Source organism: Actinoplanes sp. CA-131856 (assembly GCF_050956135.1).
Taxonomy (GTDB): Bacteria; Actinomycetota; Actinomycetes; order Mycobacteriales; family Micromonosporaceae; genus Actinoplanes.
On record NZ_CP191849.1, the window covers coordinates 5,892,349 to 5,915,476 of the forward strand.

23 protein-coding genes are annotated in these 23,128 nt (G+C 70.8%); 11 read left to right on the forward strand and 12 right to left on the reverse strand.

Translation table 11 applies throughout. The features are described from left to right. Positions 1–4 precede the first annotated feature (4 nt). The 5 genes from ACQP2X_RS27315 to ACQP2X_RS27335 form a co-directional block, all read right to left on the reverse strand. Positions 5–1,864 carry a hydantoinase B/oxoprolinase family protein gene (locus ACQP2X_RS27315; RefSeq protein ID WP_498686638.1) on the reverse strand — a complete coding sequence of 620 codons (1,860 nt, stop codon included), beginning with the start codon at positions 1,862–1,864 and terminating at the stop codon, positions 5–7. A 3-nt stretch (positions 1,865–1,867) separates the two neighbouring features. Beyond that, entirely contained in the window at positions 1,868–3,886 is a 2,019-nt protein-coding gene (locus tag ACQP2X_RS27320; protein WP_498686640.1) for a hydantoinase/oxoprolinase family protein, read from the reverse strand. A gap of 8 nt (positions 3,887–3,894) precedes the next feature. After that, positions 3,895–5,088, reverse strand: coding sequence for a CaiB/BaiF CoA transferase family protein (locus tag ACQP2X_RS27325; protein ID WP_498686642.1), 1,194 nt, complete (start codon positions 5,086–5,088; stop codon positions 3,895–3,897). After that, entirely contained in the window at positions 5,085–5,771 is a 687-nt protein-coding gene (locus tag ACQP2X_RS27330; RefSeq protein ID WP_498686643.1) for a GntR family transcriptional regulator, read from the reverse strand. Before ACQP2X_RS27330 ends, ACQP2X_RS27325 begins: the two co-directional genes overlap by 4 nt. 82 nt (positions 5,772–5,853) lie before the next feature. Beyond that, entirely contained in the window at positions 5,854–6,810 is a 957-nt protein-coding gene (locus ACQP2X_RS27335; RefSeq protein WP_498686645.1) for a TIGR03885 family FMN-dependent LLM class oxidoreductase, read from the reverse strand. 95 nt (positions 6,811–6,905) lie between these two features. Between ACQP2X_RS27335 and ACQP2X_RS27340 the strand changes: the two genes are divergently transcribed. Together ACQP2X_RS27340 and ACQP2X_RS27345 are read left to right on the forward strand one after the other, a co-directional pair. Further along, complete coding sequence (locus tag ACQP2X_RS27340; protein ID WP_498686646.1) at positions 6,906–7,637, forward strand: MBL fold metallo-hydrolase; 732 nt, start codon at positions 6,906–6,908, stop codon at positions 7,635–7,637. Positions 7,638–7,739: 102 nt separating this feature from the next. Then, positions 7,740–8,687: an ABC transporter substrate-binding protein gene (locus ACQP2X_RS27345; RefSeq protein WP_498686647.1), complete on the forward strand. Its 948-nt coding sequence runs from the start codon at positions 7,740–7,742 to the stop codon at positions 8,685–8,687. Positions 8,688–8,755: 68 nt separating this feature from the next. Here the strand turns inward: ACQP2X_RS27345 and ACQP2X_RS27350 are convergent, their stop codons facing one another. Then, a complete protein-coding gene (locus tag ACQP2X_RS27350; RefSeq protein WP_498686649.1) occupies positions 8,756–11,026 on the reverse strand; it encodes a tetratricopeptide repeat protein in 2,271 nt (756 codons plus the stop codon). Between the two features lie 8 nt (positions 11,027–11,034). Continuing rightward, positions 11,035–11,394, reverse strand: coding sequence for a Het-E N-terminal domain-containing protein (locus tag ACQP2X_RS27355; RefSeq protein WP_498686650.1), 360 nt, complete (start codon positions 11,392–11,394; stop codon positions 11,035–11,037). Positions 11,395–11,552: 158 nt separating this feature from the next. Here ACQP2X_RS27355 and ACQP2X_RS27360 point away from each other — a divergent pair, with 158 nt between their 5' ends. Further along, on the forward strand, positions 11,553–11,999 hold the full coding sequence (locus ACQP2X_RS27360; RefSeq protein WP_498686653.1) for a DUF6918 family protein: 447 nt from the start codon (positions 11,553–11,555) through the stop codon (positions 11,997–11,999). A gap of 4 nt (positions 12,000–12,003) precedes the next feature. On the opposite strand, the gene ACQP2X_RS27365 is transcribed toward ACQP2X_RS27360, so the two are convergent. Together ACQP2X_RS27365 and ACQP2X_RS27370 are read right to left on the reverse strand one after the other, a co-directional pair. Beyond that, a complete protein-coding gene (locus ACQP2X_RS27365) occupies positions 12,004–13,014 on the reverse strand; it encodes an S-adenosylmethionine:tRNA ribosyltransferase-isomerase (protein ID WP_498686655.1) in 1,011 nt (336 codons plus the stop codon). Further along, positions 13,011–13,736 (reverse strand): SDR family NAD(P)-dependent oxidoreductase, encoded by a 726-nt coding sequence (locus ACQP2X_RS27370; RefSeq protein WP_498686657.1) that lies wholly within the window; start codon positions 13,734–13,736, stop codon positions 13,011–13,013. Before ACQP2X_RS27370 ends, ACQP2X_RS27365 begins: the two co-directional genes overlap by 4 nt. Positions 13,737–13,859: 123 nt before the next feature. On the opposite strand from ACQP2X_RS27370, the gene ACQP2X_RS27375 reads away from it, so the two are divergent. From ACQP2X_RS27375 to ACQP2X_RS27385, 3 genes are read left to right on the forward strand one after another with little or no spacing between them, the layout of a single operon-like run. Beyond that, entirely contained in the window at positions 13,860–14,990 is a 1,131-nt protein-coding gene (locus ACQP2X_RS27375; RefSeq protein WP_498686658.1) for a GAF domain-containing sensor histidine kinase, read from the forward strand. Beyond that, entirely contained in the window at positions 14,983–15,621 is a 639-nt protein-coding gene (locus ACQP2X_RS27380) for a response regulator (RefSeq protein ID WP_498686659.1), read from the forward strand. Before ACQP2X_RS27375 ends, ACQP2X_RS27380 begins: the two co-directional genes overlap by 8 nt. 36 nt (positions 15,622–15,657) lie before the next feature. Continuing rightward, positions 15,658–16,596, forward strand: coding sequence for a hypothetical protein (locus tag ACQP2X_RS27385; RefSeq protein WP_498686661.1), 939 nt, complete (start codon positions 15,658–15,660; stop codon positions 16,594–16,596). A gap of 76 nt (positions 16,597–16,672) precedes the next feature. Here ACQP2X_RS27385 and ACQP2X_RS27390 read toward each other — a convergent pair whose 3' ends face one another. Beyond that, on the reverse strand, positions 16,673–17,305 hold the full coding sequence (locus ACQP2X_RS27390; RefSeq protein ID WP_498686664.1) for a TetR/AcrR family transcriptional regulator: 633 nt from the start codon (positions 17,303–17,305) through the stop codon (positions 16,673–16,675). Positions 17,306–17,432: 127 nt separating this feature from the next. Here ACQP2X_RS27390 and ACQP2X_RS27395 point away from each other — a divergent pair, with 127 nt between their 5' ends. The 3 genes from ACQP2X_RS27395 to ACQP2X_RS27405 all read left to right on the forward strand — a co-directional run bounded on the left by ACQP2X_RS27395 (position 17,433) and on the right by ACQP2X_RS27405 (position 20,338). Then, a complete protein-coding gene (locus ACQP2X_RS27395) occupies positions 17,433–18,506 on the forward strand; it encodes a lysylphosphatidylglycerol synthase transmembrane domain-containing protein (protein WP_498686665.1) in 1,074 nt (357 codons plus the stop codon). Positions 18,507–18,590: 84 nt separating this feature from the next. Next, positions 18,591–19,637: a hypothetical protein gene (locus tag ACQP2X_RS27400; protein WP_498686666.1), complete on the forward strand. Its 1,047-nt coding sequence runs from the start codon at positions 18,591–18,593 to the stop codon at positions 19,635–19,637. Positions 19,638–19,699: 62 nt separating this feature from the next. Then, complete coding sequence (locus tag ACQP2X_RS27405) at positions 19,700–20,338, forward strand: DJ-1/PfpI family protein (RefSeq protein ID WP_498686667.1); 639 nt, start codon at positions 19,700–19,702, stop codon at positions 20,336–20,338. Here the strand turns inward: ACQP2X_RS27405 and ACQP2X_RS27410 are convergent. Together ACQP2X_RS27410 and ACQP2X_RS27415 are read right to left on the reverse strand one after the other, a co-directional pair. Further along, positions 20,227–21,075 (reverse strand): alpha/beta fold hydrolase, encoded by an 849-nt coding sequence (locus tag ACQP2X_RS27410; protein WP_498701055.1) that lies wholly within the window; start codon positions 21,073–21,075, stop codon positions 20,227–20,229. The genes ACQP2X_RS27405 and ACQP2X_RS27410 overlap by 112 nt on opposite strands. Positions 21,076–21,198: 123 nt before the next feature. After that, on the reverse strand, positions 21,199–22,038 hold the full coding sequence (locus ACQP2X_RS27415) for an SDR family oxidoreductase (protein ID WP_498686669.1): 840 nt from the start codon (positions 22,036–22,038) through the stop codon (positions 21,199–21,201). Positions 22,039–22,158: 120 nt separating this feature from the next. On the opposite strand from ACQP2X_RS27415, the gene ACQP2X_RS27420 reads away from it, so the two are divergent. Together ACQP2X_RS27420 and ACQP2X_RS27425 are read left to right on the forward strand one after the other, a co-directional pair. After that, a complete protein-coding gene (locus tag ACQP2X_RS27420; RefSeq protein WP_498686670.1) occupies positions 22,159–22,287 on the forward strand; it encodes a hypothetical protein in 129 nt (42 codons plus the stop codon). Next, positions 22,284–23,114: an aldo/keto reductase gene (locus ACQP2X_RS27425; protein WP_498686673.1), complete on the forward strand. Its 831-nt coding sequence runs from the start codon at positions 22,284–22,286 to the stop codon at positions 23,112–23,114. Before ACQP2X_RS27420 ends, ACQP2X_RS27425 begins: the two co-directional genes overlap by 4 nt. The last annotated feature ends 14 nt before the right edge of the window (positions 23,115–23,128 follow it).

A 23,128-nucleotide genomic window follows, 5' to 3' on the forward strand; every position in this document is an offset into this window, starting at 1 on the left:
GAAGCTATGTCCAGACGGGCCTCCGGGGAGCCGGCAGGCCCGTCTCCTCTTCGCAGCGGGCCAGGATCTCGTCGAGCGGCGGCCCCATGTCGAAGACCGGCAGCTCGCCCCGGTCGTCCTCGCGCAGCTTCGCCGTCTCCCCCGCCACCACCCGCCCGGCTTCGTCGACCACGACGCCGTAGCGGCGGGCGCCCTCGCGGGTGACCAGGCCGCGGCGCACCTCCTTGGCCACCAGCTCCGGGTCGCGGGCCAGCGGGTCACCCCAGCCGCCGCCACCCCAGGTGACGAAGTGCAGCACGTCGCCCGGGCGCACCGGCACGTCGTGGCACTTGCTGGGCAGCACCTCGCGCTCCCCGCCCGCCCGGTCGATCCACTTGCGGCCGCGGGCGCCCGGCCGGCCACCGTTGACGCCCCACGGATAGGTGAGCCAGCGGTCGTCGTGGATCGCGATCGTCCCCGGCTCCAGGAAGCGATAGGCGACGTCGACGCCGTTGCCGCCCCGGTGCAGGCCGGCCCCGCCCGTGTCGGCCACCGTCTCCCATTTCTCGATGCGCAGCGGATAGTACGACTCGAGGAACTCGCACGGGATGTTGACGAAGCTCGGCCACAGCGAATGCCCGTCCGGCCCGTCGCCCAGCGGCCGTCCCGGAATGCCGCCGAAACCGATCGAGTAGAGCTGGAACCATTCGCCCTTGCGGTCGCCCGAGGAATAGTTACCGGAATACATGAAATGCGGCGAGGACGAGAATCCGGCCGCGTTCAGCAGGGCCGGATTCGTCTGTCCCAACAGGCCACCGAACAGGTCGAACACCCGCCCGATGCCGTGGTTGCGGGCGTTCAGGGCGGCCGGGTGCCTCGGTTTCCAGTACGACCCGTCGGGAATGGTCACGTCGATCAGCGGATAGAAGCCGTCGTTCCACAGGATCTGCGGATCGGCCACCGTGATCATGTAGATGCCGAAGAACATCCGGGCCAGGTTCTCGTTCAGGTAATAGTTGACCGGGCCGATCGCCTGGGGTGACGAGCCGCTGAAATCGAGATGCACCCGGTCGCCGGTCCGGGTCAGGGACAGTTTCAGCTCGTACGGCCCGAAGCCCACCCCGTCGTCGCAGATGTAATCGGTGAACGAGAGGGTGCGCCCCTCCTCGAAGACCACGTGCAGCAGGGTCTTCATGGCGTCGTAGTTGCGCTGGAGCAGGGCGTCCAGGGCCGAGAGATAGGTGGCCACGCCGAACCGGGCGCACATCTCCCGCACCCGCCGCGCGGCCGTCCGGCACGCCGCGACCAGCCCGTTGAGGTCGGCCCGGTTCCAGTCGGGCACCCGCACCTGGTTGAGGATGATGCGCAGCGCGTCCTCGTTGAGCCGCCCGCCGTCGTACAGCTTGAAGGGCGGAATGACCACGCCCTCCTCGTAGATGGTCTTGGCGTCGGTCGGCATCGAGGACGGGGTCTTGCCGCCGACGTCGGACATGTGCCCGAACATCGACGCCCATCCGACGACCCTCCCCTCGACGTAGACCGGCAGGACGACCAGCCAGTCGTTGGCGTGGCTGATCGCCGCCCCGCAGGCGTACGGGTCGGAGGTCAGCAGGACGTCGCCCTCGCCGATGTCACCGGCGAAACCGGCCAGGAAATCGGGGATGGAGAGCCCGAACTGGCCGACCACCATGCGCCCGGCCGGGTCGGCGATCAGCGGGAACTCGTCGTGCTGCTCCCGGATGCCGGGCGAGAGGGCGGTGCGGAACAGCACCTCGTCCATCTCGTAGCGGGCGTTGCGCAGCCCGTTCTCGACCAGGTCGAGGGTGACCGGATCGACCTCTGTCTTGAGAAGATCGCCGGTGGTGGTCTCGATGACACGCGCCACGGCTCAGCCCTCCAGGCTCTCGGCGGGACGGATGAGCAGGCTGCCGCTGGGATCGGTGACCGCGGCGTGCCCGGGAAGGATGAGCGTGGTCGAGTCCATCTCGGTGACGATCGCCGGTCCGTTCACCACGTCACCGGCCTTGAGCCTGAGACGGTCGTAGAGGGCGGCGCCGACGAACTCGCCGTCGACGTAGACGCGGGTCTCCCCCACTCGCGCCGCCGACGGGTCACCGTCGCCCTTGTCGAGATGGACCGGCGTGACGCGCGGGCGCTCTCCGGTCACGGTGGCCCGCGCGTTGACCAGCTCGTGGTCGACGTCGAGGGTGAACGAGAACAGCCGCTCGTGCTCGGCGTCGAACCGCGCGGCCAGGCCGGCCGGGCCCTCGCCGAGCTCCACGGTCACGGCCAGCTCGTTGCCCTGCCCGACGAAGCGGACGTCGGCCGCGTAGGTCACCCGGGCCGCGTCGAGGCGGCGCGAGGCGGTCTCGGCCAGCTCCTCGAAGATCGCGGTGAACTCGTCCGGCGTCAGGTCGCCGAGGCGGCGCAGGACGGTGCGGGCGGCCTCGTCGCGGGCCGAGGTGGTGGCGTCGCCCAGCGCGCAGAGCACTCCGGGCGAGGGCGGCACGATCACCGGCCAGGCCCCGGTCAGCTTGCCGAGGGCGTTGGCGTGCAGCGGACCGGCGCCGCCGAAGGCGACCAGCGCGAAGTCCCGCGGGTCGTAGCCCTGCTGCACGCTGACCAGGCGCAGGCCGCCGAGCATGTTCTCGTTGACGATGTCCACGATGCCGGCCGCGGCCGCCTCCACGCTGGGCAGTCCCATGGCGTCGGCCACGGTCTGGACGGCGGCGCGGGCGGCTTCGCGGTCGAGCGTGATCTCGCCGCCGGCCAGGGCCGTCGGCAGATAGCCGAGCACAACGTTGGCGTCGGTCACGGTGGGTGCGTTGCCGCCTTTGCCGTACGCGGCGGGGCCCGGTTCCGCCCCGGCCGACTGCGGTCCCACCCGTAGGGCGCGGGTCAGCTCGGGCACATGCGCGATCGACCCGCCTCCGGCGCCCACCGTGCGGACGTCGACGGCCGAGGCCCGTACGGTCAAATCTCCGACCTTGGTCTCCCGCCCGATCCGCGCCTGGCCCTCGCGGACCAGTGCCACATCGGTCGAGGTGCCGCCCATGTCGAAGGTGAGCAGCTCCTTGTGGCCGGACTGTTCCGCCACCCAGACCGCCCCGGTGACGCCGCCGGCCGGCCCGGAAAGCAGCATGGTGACCGGCGCGGCGGTGGCCGCGGTGGCCGCCGCCAGCCCGCCGTCGCTCCGCAGGATGGACAGATCGACGTTGATCTTGCTGGACAGGTTGGCGACATATCGGGCAACCTGCGGCTGTACGTAGCCGTTGGCCACAGTGGTCAAGGCTCTCTCATATTCCCGCATTTCAGGCAGGACGACGCTGGACATCGAAACCTCGATGCCGGGAATCTCCTCGGCCGCCCATTCGGCGAGCCGACGCTCGTGCGTGTCGTTGGCGAAGGCGTTGATCAAGGAGATCGCCAGCGCCTCTATGCCCTGATCTTTCAGCTTGCGGAGGGCGATTCGGGCTTTCCGCTCATCCAGTTCGGTGATGACGGTGCCGTCGCTGGCGATGCGGCCCGGGACCTCGACCGTGTTCTCCAGCTCGGCGAGGGGCTCCGGCTTGGGCCAGATGATCCAGCCGGCCAGGCCGCCCGGCACGAACGAGCGGGCGATCTGGAGCACCTGCCGGAAACCCTCGGTGGTGACCAGCCCGACCGTGGCGCCCTTACGCTCGAGGATCGCGTTGGTGGCCACCGTCGTCCCGTGCAGGACGTGCCGGATGACCGTCCGGTCCACACCGGCCTCGGCGCAGACCTTGTCGATGCCGTTCAGCACACCGACTGATTGATCGCTCGGCGTCGAGGCGGTCTTCGCCCGCCACGTCGAACCTGATTCCTCGTCGACCAGCAGCACATCGGTGAACGTGCCGCCCACATCTACGCCGAGCCGATAGGACATGGTCCTCCTTAGATGATCTTTTCTTTGCGCAGGTTCGCGCGCTCCGTTTCGCCGAGGCCGAGAAGGCCGCCGTAGATCTCGTCGTTGTGCTCGCCCAGCGCCGGCCCGGCCGAGCGCACCTGGCCCGGCGTCTCGGACAGGCGGGGCGTGGCGTTCTGCATGGGCAGCTCGCCGAAGTCGGGGTGGGGCACGGTCACGATCGCCTGCCGGGCCGCGAAGTGCGGATCGGCGAACATGTCCCTGGCCCGGAAGATCCGCCCGGCTGGCACGCCCGCCGCGTGAAGGGCGGTGAGCAGATCCTCGGCCTTGCGGGTGGAGGTCCACTCGGCGATGAGCGTGTCCAGCTCGGCCATGGCGGCGCCCCGCGCGCCGTGCGTCGCGTACCGCGGGTCGGTGGCCAGGCCCGGCTGCTCCATGACGGTGACGAGCCGGCCGAAGACGCTGTCCTGGTTGGCCGCGATGAGGATGAGGTCGCCGTCGCCGGTCGGATAGACGTTGCTGGGCGAGACGTTGGGCAGCGTGGCGCCGGTGCGCTCCCGCTGATAGCCGGCGACGGCCCACTCGGGCAGCAGGGACTCCATCATGGCCAGCACGGCCTCGTAGATGGCGGAGTCGACGATCTGGCCGCGCCCCGTTCTCGTCCGGTGATGAATGGCGGTCAAGGTCCCGAGGCAGGCGTACGTCGCGGCGAGCGAATCGCCGAGCGAGATGCCGGCCCGAACGGGCGGCTGGTCGGGCTCGCCCATGACGTAGCGGATGCCGCCCATGGCCTCGCCGATCGAGCCGAAACCGGCCCGGCTCGCGTAGGGGCCGGTCTGGCCGTAGCCGGTGACGCGGGTGATGACGAGGCCGGGGTTGGTCTTCCACAGCGTCTCCGGGGCCAGGCCCCAGCGTTCCAGGGTGCCGGGCCGGAAGTTCTCGACGAGGATGTCGGCGGTTTCGATCAGCCGCCTGATCAGCGCCTGCCCCTCCGCTTTCCGGAGATCACACGTCACCGACTTCTTGTTGCGGGCCACGACCGGCCACCACAGCGACTTGCCGTGCGGCTTCTCCCGGCCCCACTCGCGCATGGGGTCGCCCTTGGCCGGGTCCTCCACCTTGATCACCTCGGCCCCGAAGTCGCCGAGCAGCTGACCGCAGAACGGCCCGGCCAGCAGCTGACCGAACTCGACCACCCGCAGATCGTCCAGAGGCAGCGTCATCGACGGCCTCCCACCGCGCCCGCGGCCCTGTCAGCGCCGGCCCTGTCCCCGCCGGCCCTGTCCGCGCCGGCCCTGATCATCGTGGCGCGCGCGTTGTACAGATGGGCGCGCATCACCGCCTCGGCCCACTCCCCGTCACCCGCGCGGGCCGCGGCCACCATCTCCACGTGGTGGTTCAGGCTGCGCCGCAGGGCCTCCGGCGAGTAGTTGTGGAAGTTCTGGTGCACGACCGGCGCGTGGGTGACGCCGCGCAGCGCGTCGGCCAGCGGGCGCGACCCGGCGGCCTCGATGAAGATGCTGTGGAAGCGGCGGTTCAGCTCGACCAGGGCGTCCCGGTCCCCGGCCTCGATCATCTCGGTGGCGAGCGCGTCGAGGTCGTCGAGCTGCTCGGGGCTGAGCGCTGGTACGGCCTGCTGAACGGCGTACGGCTCGAGCCGCAGTCGAAGTTCGAAGATCTCGCGGAGCTCCTCGTCGGAGCGGCTCACGACGCGGGCGCCCCGGTGGGGCTGGATCTCGACGAGCCCCTCGGCGGCGAGCCGGGTCAGCGCCTCACGGATCGGCGTGCGGCTCACCGACAGCCGGCCGGCGAGCTCCACCTCCCCCAGCCGCGCCCCGGACGGGATGACCCCCGCGAGGATCTCCTCCCGCAACGTCTGCGCCGCCTGCTCCGCCGCTGCCCGCACCGAACCCCCCTCGCCATGGATGTATGCAATCTTGGCGAGGAACGGGGTTCAGAGCAAGAGGCAGCGGCGGTTTGTATACAACTCAGCGCAGGGCCGGCAGCACCTTGCTTCCGAAGGCATCGATGAACGGCGTCAAATTCTGCCCGACGTGATGCAGGTAGATCCGGTCGAAACCGAGCGCGGCGTACCGGCGCAGCCGATCGGTGTGCTCCTCCAGGTCGGCCGAGATGTTGACGACCTTCGCCACCTGCTCGACGGTCACGTTCTCGGAGATGACGTCGAAGTGCTCGACGGTCTCGGCGTCCCAGCACACCGGCGGCGCGAAGATGTTGCTGCGCCACTGGTCGTGCGCGATCCGCTCGGCCTCGTCCTGGGTCGGCGCCCAGCTCAGGTGCACCTGAAGGCAGACCGGCCCGGTGCCGCCGGCGTCACGGTAGGCGGCGATCATCGCGCGCAGCTGCTCCTCGGGCGCGTTGACCGTGACCAGCCCGTCGGCCCACTTCGCACACCAGGCGGCCGTCTTGGTGCTGACGGCGGCCCCGATCAGCGGCGGCGCCTGTTCGGGCCGCGTCCACAGCTTCGCCCGGTCGACGGTGATGATCCCGTCGCGGGTGACCTCCTTGCCGGCCAGCAGATCGCGGATGACGTCGACACAGGCCAGCAGCCGCGCCTCGCGCAGATCCTTGCGGGGCCATTCGCCGCCGACGACATGCTCGTTGCTGTATTCACCACTGCCCAGGGCCGCCCAGAACCGCCCCGGATACATCGACGCGAGAGTCCCGATGGCCTGCGCGATGATCGCCGGGTGGTACCGCTGCCCCGGCGCGTTCACCACACCGAACGAAAGATTGGTCGCCTGCAGAGCCGCGCCGAGCCACGACCAGGCGAACCCGGACTGCCCTTGCCGCGCGCTCCACGGCGAGAAGTGATCAGAACACATGGCTGCCTCGAACCCCGCTTGCTCCGCAGCGACCACGGCGGCCAGCAGCTCGGCGGGCGGGATCTGCTCATGAGAGGCATGGATTCCGTAGACCGTCATGCCACTTTTCCTTACCCCGTGTGACCGGATAAGAATCGGTTAAGACCCGGCCGTTCCGGTGGCGATCGTGAAGCGGCGCCGGAAATCATCGGACCATGACGGACTTTCTGCTCACGCGCCGCCGGTTGCTCGTCAGTGCGGGCGCGGGGGTCCTCGGCGTGACCATCCTGAACACGGTGACCGGATGTTCCGACGCCTCGCCGCCTTCTTCTTCCTCTTCTTCTTCGTCTTCCTCTTCCGGAGCCGCCGGCGGCTGGGAGCGGGTCAGCCTCTCGTTCGTTTCGGCCTATCTGCTGATCCGGGGCGGCGAGGCGGCCGTGGTCGACCTCGGCACGGCCGGGTCGGGCGACGCGATCGGGTCGGCGCTGACCGCCGCCGGCAGCGGATGGGGCCAGGTGAAGCACGTGATCCTGACCCACCAGCATCAGGACCACGTGGGCGGGCTGCCCGACGTGGAACCTCAGGTGAAGGCGACCTTCTACGCGGGCCAGGATGACGTCGGCTCGATCGTGAACGCGCAGCAGGAATTGAAGCCGCTGGCCGACGGGGACGAGGTCTTCGGACTCCAGATCGTCGGTACGCCCGGGCACACTCTGGGACACATCTCGGTTTTCGATCCGTCGACAGGAACCCTCGTCGCGGGCGACGCCCTCCGGACGACCGAAGGGCTCACCGGGTCCGACCCCAAGTACACGGCCGACCTCGACCAGGCCGCCGCGTCGGTCAAGAAGCTGGCCGCGCTGGATGTCAAGACGATCCTGCCCGGCCACGGCGAACCCCTCACCGACGGAGCGGCCGACGCGCTGCGCAAACTCGCCGGGTCCTGACATCGGCAATGTTCGTCCCTTCTGGCCGGTCCCCAAGCGGCCGGAGATCGGGTACCGTTCGCCCGGCGCAAGTGCGCCCCTGATCTCCCCTGGAGCGGACCCATGCGCCGGATCCTCGCCGCCGCCGTTGTCTCCCTGCTGCTGGCCACGACGGCCTGCTCGCCGGACGACAAGAGCGAGAACGGCGGTGGCACCAAGGTCACCGTCGGCGTCGTGCCCATCATCGACGTGGCGCCGATCTATCTCGGCAAGGCCAAGGGCTTCTTCGCGAGCCGGGGCATCGACCTCACGCTCGTCCCCGAGCAGGGCGGCTCGGCCATCGTGAAGAACGTGATCAGCGGTAAATACCCGTTCGGCTTCAGCAACGTGACGTCGCTGATGGCCGCGCAGACGGGCGGCGCCCAGCTGAAGGGCGTGGCGGCCGGGGTGTCGTCCACCGGCCGCGCCGGCCGCGACTTCTCGGCGATCGTCGTGCACGACGGCAGCAAGATCCGCACGGCGAAGGACCTGACCGGCAAGACGATCGCCGTGAACACCTTGAAGAACCTGGGCGACACGACCGTACGCCAGTCGGTCCGAAGCGCCGGCGGCGATCCGACAAACCTGAAGTTCGAGGCCATGCCGTTCGGCGACATGCCGGCGGCATTGCAGGGCGGCCGAGTCGACGCGGCGTGGGTGGTGGAGCCACAGCTGTCGCAGGTGCTGACCCAGGGCGGCCAGATCGTCGCGTCGAACTTCGTGGACACGGCGGCGAATCTGACGGTGGCGCTCTACTTCACGAGCGAGGCCGAGATCGCGAAGAGCCCCGACCTGGTCACCCAGTTCACGGCGGCGATAAAGGATTCGATGGCGTACGCCGCGACCCACCCCGACGAGGTCCGCGACATCGTCGGCACCTACACCACGATCAACGACACCGTCCGGATCGCGATGATCCTCCCGAGCTGGCCAGGCGAGATCAACCGCCCGTCGATCGACCGCTTGGCCCAGCTGGGCCGCCGCGACGGAATACTGACCAAGGCGCCCGCCCTGGACCAGCTCCTCCCCTGACAGCCCGCACGGCCGGCGGGGTCGTGTATTTCGTTGGTGTGTGAATTCTTGCCGACCAGCCATGCCCGTTACGCTGTGTCGGCGCCGTTCCTGTTATCACGCCAGTAGGCGAGGTCGGCGCGGGTGGTCAGGGTGCTCGGGTGATCAGGCCCCAAGACCCGCAGCCGGTCGGCGAGCAGCTGTTCGAAAGCGGCCGCGGCGCCAGCCGGGTCACCCGCCTCACCGCGCCAGTAGGCGAGGTTGTGACGAGTGGTCAGGGTGCTCGGGTGATCCGATCCCAGGACCCGCAGCTGGTCGGCGAGCACCTGTTCCAAAGTAGACGCCGCATCAGCCGGATCACCCGCCTCACCGCGCCAGTGGGCGAGGCTGTGACGAGTGGTCAGGGTATCCGGGTGATCCGATCCCAAGACCCGCAGCCGGTCGACGAACAACTGTTCCAAAGCAGACGCGGCACCAGCCGGATCACCCGCCTCACCGCGCCAGAAGGCAAGGTTGGAGCGAGTGGTCAGGGTGCTCGGGTGATCCGATCCCAGGACCCGCAGCCGGTCGGCGAGCAGCTGTTCGAAAGCGGTGGCGGCAACCGCCGGGTCACCCACCACGCCGCGCCAGCGCGCCAGTTGGGCGCGGGCGGCCAGGGTGTCCGGGTGGTCAGGCCCCAGAATCCGCAGCCGGTCGGCGAGCAACTGTTCGAAAGCGGCCGCAGCACCAGCCGGGTCACCCACCACGCCGCGCCAGTAGGCAAGGTTTGCGCGGGTGGTCAAGGTGCTCGGGTGATCCGATCCCAGAATCCGCAGCCGGTCGGCGAGCAACTGTTCGAAAGCGGTCGCGGCACCAGTCGGGTCACCCGCCTCACCGCGCCAATAGGCGAGGCTGTGGCGGGCGGCCAGGGTGTCCGGGTGGTCGCCGCCGAGGTGGGTGGTGGTAGTGGTGTGCAAAAAGTGGAAGTAGTTGCGAGCGGCTGAAACCTGCCCGGTGTTGCCCAAGCTGTTGCCAGCCTGAAACAGCACTAAGTGTGCGCCGTCGTCTCGGTTGCATAGTGACGTGCTGGCGGCGTTGTACAGGGCGGCGGTGTTGGCCCGAAGAGCTTGTGCGGCTTGCTGGTCAGGCTCGATCTCGGGCCAGATTTCGAGGAGAGCCTCCGCGGCGGTGACGGCGAGTGTGTCGGTGTCTTCGGCGTCGGCGGCTTCTCGGACGGCGCGTTGGACCAGGGCGTGCACTCGCAGCGTGTCGGTGGTTCGACCGACAGTGGCCAGGTTCAGCCGGTGCAGGCCGTGCAGAGCGTCACGGACATCCTCCGCATCCACCACCCCGCCCCTGTGCAGGCGCTGGCTCAGGTAGTCGAGCACTCTGGTGGTGGCGAACAGGTCGGTGGGGATGCCGTTCGGATCGAGCAACGCGGCGAGTTGCAGCACGGGCCGCGCCAACTGTGGCGGGTGCAGCCGGTCGGCGAGGTCTATGGACAGCGACCAGGTGGCGGCGATGGTGTGCTGGTGTTCGTCCGGCAACGCCCCGGCCTCGGGCAGCACATCGGGCAGCCGGCGCCGTTGGTCGGCCAACCGGGCGCGATAGTCGGCGCAGGTCAGCCCACGATCGAGCAGGTAGGCGGCGGCCTGGGCCAAAGCCAGCGGCAGGTGACCGAGGTCGTCAGCCAGCTCGGCAGCCCCGGCCAGGAGCCTTGGGTCGGCGAACAGTTTGTTCTGCAGGTAGATATATGCCTCGGCCGGGGTGAACAGGCCGACCTGGACGACGTGCCGGCCGGCCAGCAGCGCGCTGTCGCGGCGGCGAGTGGTGACGACCGTACGGCCTGACTCCATGGCGGGCGGCCACAAACGGCGCAGGTCCGCGGGATCGGTCAGGTCATCGAGCACGATCAGCCACCGCCGGTCAGTGCCGGCGAGCCAGGCCAAGAAGCGTTCGGCGGCCTGCTGCGGGTCGGCGTCCTCCACGCCGGTGACGTCGGCGGCGGCCTGAGCGTAACCGGCGATGATGCCGGTCCTCGACGTCGCAGTCACCCAGACCAGCAGGTCGACCAGATGCTCGTCCCAGACATGGTGGGCCAGCGCGGCCGCCAACTGGGTCTTGCCGACTCCACCCAGTCCGGTGACCACCTGACATACCACCACGGTCTGCCCCGAGGTGCTCGCCGTGTCGAGGTCCCGGTCGGCGGGCCTGTCCACCCGCTGGTCGGCCAGCGGCGGCACCACACCCACCCGGTGCGGCCACTCGATCTGCCGTGGGTGCAGGTGGTACTCGTTGTGCTGGCTGCCGCCGTCCCCGATCTGCACCCCGAACGCGCCACGGGCGTCGACGCCGATGTCGGGATGGGATCTTTCGTTCACAGCGCCGGCTAGTTGAACGTATTGGTCTGGATGTTGCGGTCCCCCACCTGCACACCCTTGGCCTCACGCACGTCCACCCGATACTTCGCGGCCGAAGCGGGATCAGCGAGGGCAAGCAGCTGCCGGGCTGCCGCCAGGATCCGCTCGTCGTCCGCCGCGCCCGAGGCGGTAAGGGCGTCGCCGAGCTGGGCCTGCCAGAAGCCGGGCTCGGTCTCGTTGGCTTCCAGCACACCGTCGTCGCCGACGCGCCGCTTGAGCAACTCCTTCAGTCTGGCGTAGGCGTCCCGCACGGCCGCCGACGTGGCGTCCGTCAACCCCGCACCCGCGCCGGCCGCCAACGCCGCCGCGATCACCTCAACCGCCGACATGATGCGCTCCCGTCGATTGCCGATGACTCAGTCTGACGGACAGGCACCACCCCGTCACACGCGCGGTACCGGCGACATGGGTATTTGTCCGTCACTGTCTGGTCAGGATCGGGGGACGGAGAGCGATTCAAGATCAAGTGCTGGATAGTGTCGGGCGCATGATCTCGAACCTGAACGACCTCGCGACGGACGAAGCCACTGTCAAGGCGATCGCCGCCGACCTTCAGGGTGTCGTGCAGTCGGAACTGGCCACGAAGTCCGGGGTCTCGGCGGCCGCGGTCAAGCTCGCCTACAAGGCCGTCTCGTCGTTCGCCCCCGGCTACTACGCGCAGACCGTCGAGCTGATCGTCCCGTCCGCGCTTGAGCAGCTCCAGCCGTTCTGGGCCGACTTCCACGCGGCCGGCGGCGGCACCTTCGGCGACTACCTGGCCAAACGCAGCCCCGAAGTCACCGAGGCCATGCTCAAGGTCACCGACGACATGGCCAGCGACTCCGAGAAGGCCGTCGTCGTCAAGGCGTACACCACCGTGCGCGGCGGCGCCGGCAAGCACATCGAAGCCGCCCTCCCGGCCGTCGGGACCCTGGTCGAGAAGTACGCCGCCTGACCGGTCAGGGCAGGATCAGGTGGACGTCACCGAACTCGTGCCATCGGTAGCGCTCGCGCAGCGCCTCGTCGTACGCCGCCCGCAACGCCGCAGTCCCGGTCACCGCCGACAGCATTTTCAGGTGTGAGGCCCGCGGCTCGTGCAGGCCCGTCAACAGCCCGTCCACCGAGCGCACCGGCCTCTCCGGCCCGATGACCAGGCTGGTCCAGCCCGACGCCGGGCCGTCCCACGCCGTTTCCAGGGCCCGCACCACCGTCGTCCCGACCGCTGTCACCCGGCCGCCGCCGGCCCGGACGTGCTCGATCAACCGCGTCGTCGACGGCGGGACCGCATACCACTCCGGGTACGGCGGTTCGTCCACCTCGGCCGACGCCACGCCCGTGTGGAGCGTGATCGGCGCCACCAGGATCCCCCGCCCGGCCAGCGCGGCCAGCACCCCGCCGGTCAGCGGACGGCCCGCGCTCGGCATCTCGGCGCTGCCGGGCTCGGTCGCGTAGGCGTTCTGATACGTCGCCAGCGGCCAGTCCCGGTCGGTGTAGTCGTACCGGATCGGCCGCCCGTGCCGCGCCAGATAGCCGACCCTCGTGCCCGGCACGTCGGCTTTCGCGATCCAGAGCCTTGAGGTGTACGGGTGGAGCAGAGTGACCGATCCCTCGGGCACCGCCAGCCGCAGCCCCGTCCGCGCCGGCCCCGTGCCCGGCGCGAACGGGGCCGTGCTGCCCCCGGCGGTACGGCGCAACTCCACCAGCCACGACCCGTCGGCGTGCTCGGTCGAGACGTGCACGACCAGCCCGTCGCCGGCGTCGAGCGCGGCCGGAACCGTCGCCGAGTTGTTCACCACCAGCAGGTCACCGGCCCGCAGGATCCACGGCAGCTCCGGGAACCGGTGATGGCTCACCTCCGTGCCCCGGCTCACGAGGAGCCGTACATCCTCGCGCCCTCGCCCTTGGGCCTCGGCCGGCTCCCTCGCCTCGAGGTCGCCCGGCAGCTCGAAGTCGAGGGTCGCCGTGGTCATCGCGCCCCTTCGACGGCCGGCAGTGCGGACGCCACGTACCGGCCGGAGGCCGGGCGCGACCGCAGCAACCCCAGCAGATGCGGCACCACGGTCTCGGGCGGCGGCAGATGTGAGATGTCCTCGCCGGGCGCCGCCTGCTGGTAGAGATCCGTGCGCATCTCACCCGGGTCGACGCTCCACACCCGTACGGAAGGCTCCTCGATCGCAAGCACCCGGCCCGCATGGTCCAACGCCGCTTTGGCGGCCCCATAACCACCCCAGCCTTCGTACGCCTCGACGGCCGCGTCCGAGCTGATGTTCAGGATCGCGCCGCCGGACGGCGACCGGCGCAGCTGCGGCAGCAGGAGCTGGGTCAGGGCGATCGGGGCCAGAGCGTTCACCTCGAACGTCTCCAGCAGCGCCGGCAGCGGGAAGGCGCCCAGCGCGGGCAGTGGCGAGCCGCCCAGCACCGACGCGTTGTTGACGAGCAGGTCGGCCCCGCCGAGCTGGCCGGCCGCCGCGGCCAGGACGGCCCGGTGATCGTCGTCGACGACGTCACCCGCGATGGCGATGACGGTCGTGTGCCGGCCGAGCTCCGCACCCACCCGGTCGAGGCCGGCGGCGGTGCGGGCGTCGAGCACGAGCCGCCAGCCGGCGGCGGCGAGGGACGACGCGAGGGCGGCGCCGAGACCGCGGGAGGCGCCGGTGATGACGGCGACCGGTGAAGTGTTGTCGTTGGTCATGCCCTCGACCCTGCCGCTCGTCGACCGCCGCCGAATCGGGCCCGGGACGGCTTCGGCCCGGGACCTTGGTCCTAGGACCATCGGCGCAGGTTCTCCGCCGGTGGCCGCCGCTATGGTGGCGGCATGAGCGACGAGCTGCACGTCGCGCGGCGTCTGTCGGCCGCGGTGCTGGCGGTCAGCGACCAGCTGACCGTTCCCGAGGTGCTGCAGACCATCGTCGACACCGCCCGCGAGCTGGCCGGCGCGCGTTATGCGGCGCTGGGCGTCCCCGACGAGGCGGGCTCGTTCGCGCAGTTCGTGGTCTCCGGCGTCAGCGACGAGGTGCAGGCCGCGATCGGCCCGCTCCCCCGTCAGCACGGCTTCCTCGCCGTCATGCTGCGCGACCCGGCCACCCAGCGGGTGGCCGACATCCGCGCCGATCCGCGCTTCCACTGGTGGCCGGCCGCCCATCCGGTCCTCGAGGCCTTCCTGGGCGTGCCGATCGTCAGCGGCGACGAGATCCTCGGTGCGCTCTATCTGGCCAACAAGTCCGGCGGTTTCACCGACGCCGACGAGGAGCTGGTCGGCGTGCTGGCCGCGCACGCCGCCATCGCCCTGACCCACGCCCGGCTCTACGCCCGCAACCGTGAGCTCACCATCGCCGAGGAGCGCGCCCGCATCGCCCACGACCTGCACGACGCGGTCGCCCAGCGCCTGTTCGGCCTGCGCCTGACCGCCCAGGCGGCCGACGTCCTGCTCGAGCGCGACCCGGCCGCCGCCCGCCGCCACCTGACCGAGGTGACCACCCTGGCCCGCGAGGCCGCCGAGGAGTTGCAGGCCGCCGTCCAGGAGCTGCGCCCGGCCGACCTGGCCACCGACGGCCTGCCCGCCGCGTTGCGCAAACAGGTGAGCATCCTCGACCGGGCGTACAACGGCGCCCCGCACCTCACCTACAGCGACGACTCCCCACCCGAGCTCCCGATGCCCGTCCGCACCGTCGTCTTCCGCGTGGCCCAGGAAGCGCTGCACAACGCCGTCCGCCACGCCAAGGCGGCCACGGTCCGGGTTCGCCTTCACACCCAAGACCCCGATGTCGTACGTCTGGAGGTCGCCGACGACGGCCGGGGCTTCGACGTGGCGGCCACCTTGAAGGCCGGCCGCAGCCTGGGCCTGCGCTCCATGCGCGAGCGCGCCTGCGCCGTCCGGGCCACCCTGACCGTCGACTCCACCCCCGGCGAGGGCACGACCGTGCGCCTGGAGGTCCGCCATGACTGACATCCGAGTGCTGATCGTCGACGACCATCCGGCCGTACGCCGGGGACTGCGCACCTTCCTGGAGCTGGCCGGGGACCTGGAGGTGGTCGGCGAGGCGGCCGACGGCCCCACCGCGCTCGACCTGATCGCCGAGACCGGGCCCGAGGTGGTGCTGCTCGACATGGTGCTGCCCGGCATGGACGGCGTCGAGGTGCTGCGCGAGCTGCGCCGCCGCGACCTGCCGGCCCGCGTGCTCGTGGTCACCAGCTTCACCGACCGGGCCCGGCTCGTCCCGGCCGTGCGGGCCGGCGCCCGCGGCTACCTCTCCAAGGACGTCGACCCGAACGCCTTGGTCGCGGCGGTCCGCTCGGTCGCCGCCGGCCATCTGCTGCTCGAACCGGACGTGGCCGCCGGCCTGCTCGGCGCGCCGGCCGAGGAACCCGCCCTGACCGCCCGCGAGCGCGACGTCCTGGCCCTGCTGGCCGAGGGCCGCTCCAACCGCGAGATCGCGCGGGCCCTGGTCGTGGCCGAGAAGACGGTGAAGACCCACGTCTCGAGCATCCTGCTCAAGCTGGGCCTGGCCGACCGCACCCAGGCCGCCCTGCACGCGGTCCGCAACGGCCTGGCCCCCGGAAGCGATAGACGCGCGTAGTTATAGTGACCGGCGATGCCGAGTTCCTCTGTAGACATGCCCTCGCCGGTGCGGACGGCCGACGAGTTCGTCGCCGAGCTCCGAGGGCTCCGCGTGCGCGCCGGCAACCCTTCGCTGCGCCAGCTGAGCCGCCTGGCCGACCAGCGGATCGCGGCCGCCCGCGGCGACATCCGCCCCGACCCGCTGCCACCGAGCACGACTTCGGAGGTGCTCTCGGGCAAGCGGCTACCCCGGCTCCCCCGCTACGAGTTCGTCGACTCGTTCGTCACGGCCTGCCTGCGGGCGAGCGGCCAGGACGAGCCGGCCATCGCCGCCGAGCTGACCCGCTGGCGCGCCGCCTGGTGCTCGCTGGCCGAGCCGGAGACCCCGGTCGAGCCGTCCGCCACGTCCCGTCGCCGAGGCGTCGCCCCACCCTTGGTCGCCGTGATCTTCGTGGCCGGCGTGGGCGCCGGCGTGGTCGGCACCAGGGCCTGGTCCGACTGGCAGAGCGCACCCGTCGTCCCCGTGGCCGAGTCGGCGGACGCCTGCCTGCCGTCCGGCCACCCCGCCCCGGCGGGCCCCGACGTGCTGTCCCGGGCCGCCGCCTCGTGGTGGGTCAGCAACAAGACCGCGGCATCGCTGACCGAGCAGGGCCACCGTTTCCGCGCCGACGTGCTCACCGGCACCAAGAGCCCCGGCGACGTCGTCATCGTCCGCGGCGACGTCGACCTGGTGCAGGGACGCCCGTACACCTTGGCCTTCACCGCGACCACCGACCACGCCACGACGATCCGGGTCCGAGTGCAGGACAGCCCGCCCACCTATCAGGAGTCGTACACCCGAGATTTGCCGGTCGACACCACAGCGTGCCGCCACGAGTACCGTTTCGTGGCCGCCCGCACCAGCCCCCATTCCGAGCTGACCTTCCAGGTCGGCGGTCACGCCGAGGACTTCCGCCTGGACATCGCCGACGTGGCCCTGATCGAGGCCGCCTAGGACGGGTTCGCGTGAGGCGACGCGTTCGGACCGCGGTTTCGTCAGTTCCTCAACAGCCAGATCTCGACGTCGCCGCTCATGGCTTGGTGGTCAGCGCCGGGGACGACGCGGACAGCAACCCTCGCACGCCGGCCAGGTAGCTGTCGGCGTTGGTGTCGGTGACCAGGAGGTTCTGCAGGACGAAGCCCTGCACGAGGCCCAGCATGGCGGCGCCCACGTCCTCCGGCACCGCGTCGGCGGGCAGGTGCCCCGCGGCCTGCCAGCGACGGGCGACCTCGGCGAAGTGGCGCCGCAGACCGCGGTAGACGACGTTGACCCGGACCGCGAGCTCGGGGCTGCGCAGGGCCTCGGCCCACACCTGGACACCGATCCGCGTGATGTCGGCCCCCGAGTCCGCGACGTTGATGAGCTGGCCGCTGATCGCTTCGATGGACGCGTGAACGGCCTGCTCCGGCGACGGTGTGGCACCGTCGGCGAGCAGGGCTTGGAAGATCTCGTCGGCGTTCGACAGCGCCATCTCCGCGACGGAGCCGATGATCTCGTCCTTGCTGCGGAAATATCGGTACACCGCACCGGCGGACAGCCCGGAGGCGCCGATGATGTCGGCCATCGACGTGGAGTGGAATCCGTCGGCGGCGAAGAGACGAGCCGCCGCGCCCAAGATCTCGGCGCGGCGGTCGGCCCGATACTGCTCACTGACCCGGGGCATCTCCCAACCCTAAAGTGAACGATCGTTTTTGACAACGACACTGTGAAAGCGAACGCTCGTTCTTGACAGTCGTGTCGTGGCCGCTCAACGCTGAAAGCGAATGTTCATTCCAGCGAGGAGCCGCGACGTGACCACCGGAAGTGCGGCAAGCGACGGTCGCCCGCCTCGCCGGACCCGCGCCTGGCTCCGGCGCGGCGGTTACACCGCGCTGATCACCCTGATGGTGGCCGAGCTCGTCGTGGGCTGGCCGGCTCTCGTCCAGGCCGTGTCACAGTTGCGCGCCCCGCACACCGGGTGGCTGGCCACCGCGGTGGCGGCCGAGGTGATCGCCATGGGCTGCTACGCCCGCATGCAGCAGTTCCTGCTCCGCTCGGCCGGGCTGCGGGTGCCGATCCGCCGGAACATCGCCCTCGCCTACGCCGCGCATTCGCTCAACGAGACGCTGCCCGGCGGTCCCGCCTTCTCCACCCAGTTCAACTACCAGCAGCTGCGCCGGTTCGGCGCCACGCCGGCCGTCGCCTCCTGGTGCATCGCCCTGTCCGGCATCCTCTCCACCACCGCGCTGGCCCTGGTCGCGGTCGCTGGAGCGCTGGTCTCCGACGGCACGCCGCAGTGGTACAAACTCGCCGGCCTCATCGCGCTCATCGCGCTGATCATCGCCGGGATCAGGCGTATCGCCCGCCGCCCGGAGGCGGTCGATCCCGTGGCCCGCACCGTACTGGCCCGGGTCAACCGGCTGCGCCGCCGGCCCGCCGGCGAAGGGCTCGACCAGGTCCGGGTGTTCGCCGGTCAGCTCGGATCGGCCCGCCTGACCGCCGGCCGCGGCACCGCCGCCGCCGCGTTCGCCGTGCTCAACTGGGGTCTCGACGCGGTCTGCCTCTGGGCGTGCCTGCGAGCGGTCACCGGTGAGCCGGTCAACGCCACGCAGGTCCTGCTCGCCTTCTGCGCCGGCATGGCCGCCGGGACCATCACCCTCGTACCGGGCGGCCTCGGCATCATCGACAGCGCGCTGATCCTCGGCCTGGTCACCGGCGGCGTCGCCACCGCCACCGCGATCGCCGCGGTCGTGCTGTACCGGATCATCAGCTTCGGCTTCATCATCGGCGCCGGCTGGATCACCTGGCTGATCCTGCGGCGCCGTGAGTCGCCCGCGCCTACCAGCCGCCCCTCGGCGGCGCCGGGGCAGGTCGGTCCTCTGTGACCAAAAAGGCGAACGTTCGTTCTTGATAAACCGCCGGCGCGGCCGCATGATGCAAAGCGAACAATCGTTTCCTAAAGGAGTCGCATGGCCGCCTCACCTTCGCCGACAGCCGGCACGTCACCCTCGCCGTGGACGACCGTGGCCCGGGCCGTCGCCCTGCTCACGGTGATCATCAGCGTTCTGCTCACGGCCTTCGCCTGGCCGGCGGTGCGCTCCTCGGTCCACGACGTACCGATCGCCGTCGCCGGACCGGCCGCCGCCACCGCGCAGGTCGGCGCGGTCATCGGCCAGCGAGCCCCGGGAGCCTTCGAGATCACTCAGGTCGGCAGCGCGGCCGAGGCGGAGAAGCTGATCCGCGACCGCGACGTGTACGGGGCGATCGACGTCAGCTCCGGAACGCCGCAGGTCCTGACCGCCTCGGCCGGGAGCGCGGCGATCGCCCAGACGCTGCAGGGCGTGGCGACCGCGCTCACCCAGGGGCGGGCCGGCAACGGCGCCCCGGCCACCACCGTCCGCGACGTCGTCGCTCTGCCCGCCGATGACGCGCGGGGCGCCGGCCTGACCGCGGCCGCCCTGCCGCTGGTGCTGGGCGGCATGCTCGCCGCCCTGCTGCTCACCAGGATGGTGCACGGCCGGATCCGCCGGACCATCGGCGCCTTCGCCTTCGCCGTCACCGGCGGCCTGGCGATGGCCGCCATCCTGCAGTTCTGGCTCGGCTCGCTCGACGGCGCCTACCTCGCCAACGCCGGCGCCATCGCCCTGACGGTGGCCGCCACGTCGCTCACCATCCTCGGCCTCGAATCGCTGCTCGGCTACGCCGGCTTCGGCATCGGCTCGGCCACCATGATGCTGGTCGGCAACACGCTGTCGGGCACCTCCACGGCGCCGGAGATGCTGCCCGGCTGGTCCGGCGCGCTGGGCCAGTTGCTGCCGCCCGGCGCCGGCGGCCACCTGCTGCGCTCCACCGCCTACTTCGGCGGCCACGACGACCTCCAGCCGATCATCGTCCTGCTCGCCTGGCTCGCCTTCGGCGCACTGCTGAGCCTGCTCGGCCACCACCGGTCCCGCCGCGCCCCGGCCCAGCCCGCGCCGGCCACGACAACGCGACCGGCGGCCTTCACCACGGCCTGAACGCCCGGCGAGGAACGATCCTCGCTCAGGCCCGCACGCGAACCCCACCTAGGCTGCGATCCATGGACATCGTCATCGTGCTCTTCGACGGCTTCGAACCGCTCGACGCCATCGGCCCGTACGAGATCCTGGCCTATGTGCCGGGCGCGAAGGTGCGCTTCGTCGCGCCGGAGCCGGGCCTCCTCACCGACGCGCTGGGCGCCCTGACGGTCGAGGTGAAGACGCGCTACTCCGAGGTCGAGTCGTGTGACGTGCTGCTCGTCCCCGGCGGAGGTGGCGCACACAAGGTGATCGCCGACCCGTCGTTCCTCGACTGGGTGCGCCGGATGCACGAAACCACCCGGTTCACCACGTCGGTCTGCACCGGCTCGCAGGTGCTGGGCGCGGCCGGGCTGCTCGACGGGCTCACCGCGACCACGCACTGGGAGTCGGTCGCCGACCTCCAGGGCTACGGTGCGGCGTACAGCAGCGAACGGGTGGTCCGTCAGGACCGGATCATCACCTCGGCCGGGGTCTCCTCCGGCATCGACATGGCCCTGCGTCTGGCCGCTCTGCTCACCGACGACACCACGGCGCAGGCGATCCAGCTCTACACCGAGTACGACCCGCAGCCGCCGTTCGACAGCGGCTCGGTGGCCAAGGCGCCGGCCGCCGTGCTCGACCGTGCCGGCACCCTCAACAGCGACCGGCTCGGTGGATGATCACGATGCAGTGAGAGCAGCGCGTCCATCACCGCGCCGGGCGCCCGAAGCGGCACGAAGTGGTCGGTGTCCGGCAGGCGCACCAGACGGCAGCCGGGAATGCGCCGCGCCGCCTCGACGCAGGCCGGCACGAACGACGGCCGTTCGAGCTCGCCCAGCAGGAGCACGCTGGGCGGCGCGACGTCCTCCAGCCGGGACCAGGCGTCGCCGTCGTCGGCGAAACAGGTGCCGCCCCCGTTGATCCAGAAACGAACCGCCGACCGCAGCAGGTCGACGACCAGCGGGTCGCGCCCGGCTCTCGCCCACCGGGCGACGCCCTGCTCGAGGAAGACCTCGGGGTCGGCGCTGTCCGGCTCGTCGTCCGGGTCGTGGGCCGGCGGGGCACCGGAGATGCCGGGGCAGGCCAGCACCAGGCCGCGAACCCGATCCGGCTCGGCGAGGGCGAGGTCGAGGGCGGTGCCGCCACCCATGCTGCAACCGGCGAACAACGCCGGTCCGACGTGGAGCTTGTCGAGCAATCGTCGTAGGTCGTCCAGCCGGGAGAACCGGCCGCCCGGCGGCGCGGAGCGGCCGAAGCCCCGGACGTCATAACGGATCAGCCGAAACTGGCCACCGAGCCCCTCACAGACCGGATTCCAGATACGCGCGTCCCCGACTCCGGGATGCAGCAGCACCACCGGCGGCAGTTCCTCCCCCGTGTCCTCGACCCACAGAGACCCGTCACCCACATCGACCATCTGATCCACGGCAACGACCCTGCCACACCGCCGCCGCCCGGATCCGTCCAGCGGATCCAGCACGCTCCGGTCCCTTGGTTCTCGGCCGCGGCGCGGCTCGCCATCCGTCGGCCGGCCCGAGGGTCACTGCTCGTCGGTCCAGTCGGTGGAGGCGGCCAGGGCCTCCTGAGGCTCGATCTGGGCGAGGCGGTCGCGCAGGGCGCTTGTCACGAACTTGTACGCGTCGGAGCCGAGCACGAGGCGCAGGGGCGCCGGTGACTGGTCGGCGCTGTCGATGATGCGGGCGGCCATCTTGGCCGGGTCGCCCAGTGGGGGACGGGTGCGGTCCTTGGCGCCGCGGACCATGGCGGCGGGGGTGTTGTCGTACGCGGGTAGTGGGGTGGCCAGTTGCAGGCTGTCGAACCGGAACTCTGTGCGGGCGCCGCCGGGCTCGACGATGGTCATGTCGATGCCGAACGGGGCGACGTCGCGGGCTGTGCCTTCGATGAAGCCTTCGATGCCCCACTTGCCGGCGTGGTAGAGCGAGGCGCCGGGGTTGGTGGCCTGCCCGCCGTAGGTGGAGATCTGGATGATCCGGCCGCCGCCCTGGGCCCGCAGGTGCGGCAGGGCCGCCCGGACCACCGCGATCGAGCCCAGCAGGTTCGTGTTGAGCTGGCCGATGACCTGCTCGTCGGTCAGTTCCTCGGCCGCGCCGAACAGGCCGTAGCCGGCGTTGTTGACGACCACGTCGATGCGGCCCAACTCGGCGAAGGCCCGGTCGACGGTCGCGCGGACGCCCGGCAGGTCGGTCACGTCGAGGTTGGCCACCCAGAACCGGTCGCCGTACTTCTCCTGAAGATCGTCCACGGAGTGTGGGCGCCGCACGGTGCCGGCGACGCGGTCGCCGCGTGAGAGCAGCTGTTCGGTCATCTGGCGGCCGAAGCCGCTGTTGACGCCGGTGATGAACCATGTTTTCGATGTCATGAGATCGACTGTGCGCGGGCGGCGGACGATGTGGCAGACAGAGTTGTTCCTGGTAGTAGCGGGGACAGGCACGAGGCGCCGAGCCCAAGTCGTCTTACTCATGGCTGATCCCGGCCGCCGATGAAGGCTGACCAGGTGCTCTCCATCGACGTTTTCACCAGCGACTACACCGAGCGGTACCCGGATCTCGGAAATGCGTACACCCTGGTCGCCGCGGCGACCGCCCCGTTCTCGGGAGGACAGCGATGACAGGGACCTTCGCCCTCGGCGGTGATCTGCCGGTCAACCGGCTCGGCTTCGGCACCATGCAACTGACCGGGCCCGGCGTGTGGGGCTTCCCGGCCGACCGGGCCAAGGCGGTGCGGGTGCTGCGCCGCGCGGTCGAGCTCGGCGTCGACTTCTTCGACACCGCCGACTCGTACGGGCCGAACGCGGCCGAGCAGCTGCTGAAGGAAGCGCTGCACCCCTACCCGGACCACGTCGTCATCGCCACCAAGGTCGGGCTGACCCGGCAGGGACCGGGCCGCTGGGGTGGCGACGCCCGGCCCGCGTACATCCGCCGGCAGATCGAATCGAGCTTGCGCAATCTCGGCCTCGAACAGATCCCGCTCTACCAGCTGCACCGCATCGACCCGCGCGTGCCGCTGGCCGACCAGATCGGCACCCTCGCCGACCTTCAGGCCGAAGGCAAGATCCGGCACATCGGCCTGTCCCAGGTCAGCGTGGACGAGATCCGCGCCGTTCAGCGGATCGCGCCCATCGTCAGCGTGCAGAACCTCTACAACCTGGCCGACCGGGACTCCGAGGACGTGCTCGACTACGCGGAGAAGACCGGCCTCGCCTTCATTCCGTGGTTCCCACTGGCCACCGGCCAACTGGCCCGCCCCGGCGGCCGGCTGGAGCAGATCGCGCGCCGGGCCGGTCTCAGCCCCTCGCAGCTCGCGCTGGCGTGGCTGCTGCGGCGCTCCCCCGCGATGCTGCCGATCCCGGGCACTTCATCGCCGCACCACCTCAGAGAGAATGTCGCGGCGGCTGACACTGAACTCTCCGAGGACGATTACGCGGCACTGATCTAGGGTGTCTGCACGGC

What these genes read in the sequence shown, in the direction of transcription:
- ACQP2X_RS27320 (WP_498686640.1), bottom strand. Translation starts at nt 3,886, where the DNA reads ATGTCCTATCGGCTCGGCGTAGATGTGGGCGGCACGTTCACCGATGTG.
- ACQP2X_RS27325 (WP_498686642.1), bottom strand. Translation starts at nt 5,088, where the DNA reads ATGACGCTGCCTCTGGACGATCTGCGGGTGGTCGAGTTCGGTCAGCTG.
- ACQP2X_RS27335 (WP_498686645.1), bottom strand. Translation starts at nt 6,810, where the DNA reads ATGACGGTCTACGGAATCCATGCCTCTCATGAGCAGATCCCGCCCGCC.
- ACQP2X_RS27340 (WP_498686646.1), top strand. Translation starts at nt 6,906, where the DNA reads ATGACGGACTTTCTGCTCACGCGCCGCCGGTTGCTCGTCAGTGCGGGC.
- ACQP2X_RS27345 (WP_498686647.1), top strand. Translation starts at nt 7,740, where the DNA reads ATGCGCCGGATCCTCGCCGCCGCCGTTGTCTCCCTGCTGCTGGCCACG.
- ACQP2X_RS27355 (WP_498686650.1), bottom strand. Translation starts at nt 11,394, where the DNA reads ATGTCGGCGGTTGAGGTGATCGCGGCGGCGTTGGCGGCCGGCGCGGGT.
- ACQP2X_RS27360 (WP_498686653.1), top strand. Translation starts at nt 11,553, where the DNA reads ATGATCTCGAACCTGAACGACCTCGCGACGGACGAAGCCACTGTCAAG.
- ACQP2X_RS27365 (WP_498686655.1), bottom strand. Translation starts at nt 13,014, where the DNA reads ATGACCACGGCGACCCTCGACTTCGAGCTGCCGGGCGACCTCGAGGCG.
- ACQP2X_RS27370 (WP_498686657.1), bottom strand. Translation starts at nt 13,736, where the DNA reads ATGACCAACGACAACACTTCACCGGTCGCCGTCATCACCGGCGCCTCC.
- ACQP2X_RS27375 (WP_498686658.1), top strand. Translation starts at nt 13,860, where the DNA reads ATGAGCGACGAGCTGCACGTCGCGCGGCGTCTGTCGGCCGCGGTGCTG.
- ACQP2X_RS27380 (WP_498686659.1), top strand. Translation starts at nt 14,983, where the DNA reads ATGACTGACATCCGAGTGCTGATCGTCGACGACCATCCGGCCGTACGC.
- ACQP2X_RS27385 (WP_498686661.1), top strand. Translation starts at nt 15,658, where the DNA reads ATGCCCTCGCCGGTGCGGACGGCCGACGAGTTCGTCGCCGAGCTCCGA.
- ACQP2X_RS27390 (WP_498686664.1), bottom strand. Translation starts at nt 17,305, where the DNA reads ATGCCCCGGGTCAGTGAGCAGTATCGGGCCGACCGCCGCGCCGAGATC.
- ACQP2X_RS27400 (WP_498686666.1), top strand. Translation starts at nt 18,591, where the DNA reads ATGGCCGCCTCACCTTCGCCGACAGCCGGCACGTCACCCTCGCCGTGG.
- ACQP2X_RS27405 (WP_498686667.1), top strand. Translation starts at nt 19,700, where the DNA reads ATGGACATCGTCATCGTGCTCTTCGACGGCTTCGAACCGCTCGACGCC.
- ACQP2X_RS27410 (WP_498701055.1), bottom strand. Translation starts at nt 21,075, where the DNA reads ATGGTCGATGTGGGTGACGGGTCTCTGTGGGTCGAGGACACGGGGGAG.
- ACQP2X_RS27415 (WP_498686669.1), bottom strand. Translation starts at nt 22,038, where the DNA reads ATGACATCGAAAACATGGTTCATCACCGGCGTCAACAGCGGCTTCGGC.
- ACQP2X_RS27420 (WP_498686670.1), top strand. Translation starts at nt 22,159, where the DNA reads ATGAAGGCTGACCAGGTGCTCTCCATCGACGTTTTCACCAGCGACTAC.
- ACQP2X_RS27425 (WP_498686673.1), top strand. Translation starts at nt 22,284, where the DNA reads ATGACAGGGACCTTCGCCCTCGGCGGTGATCTGCCGGTCAACCGGCTC.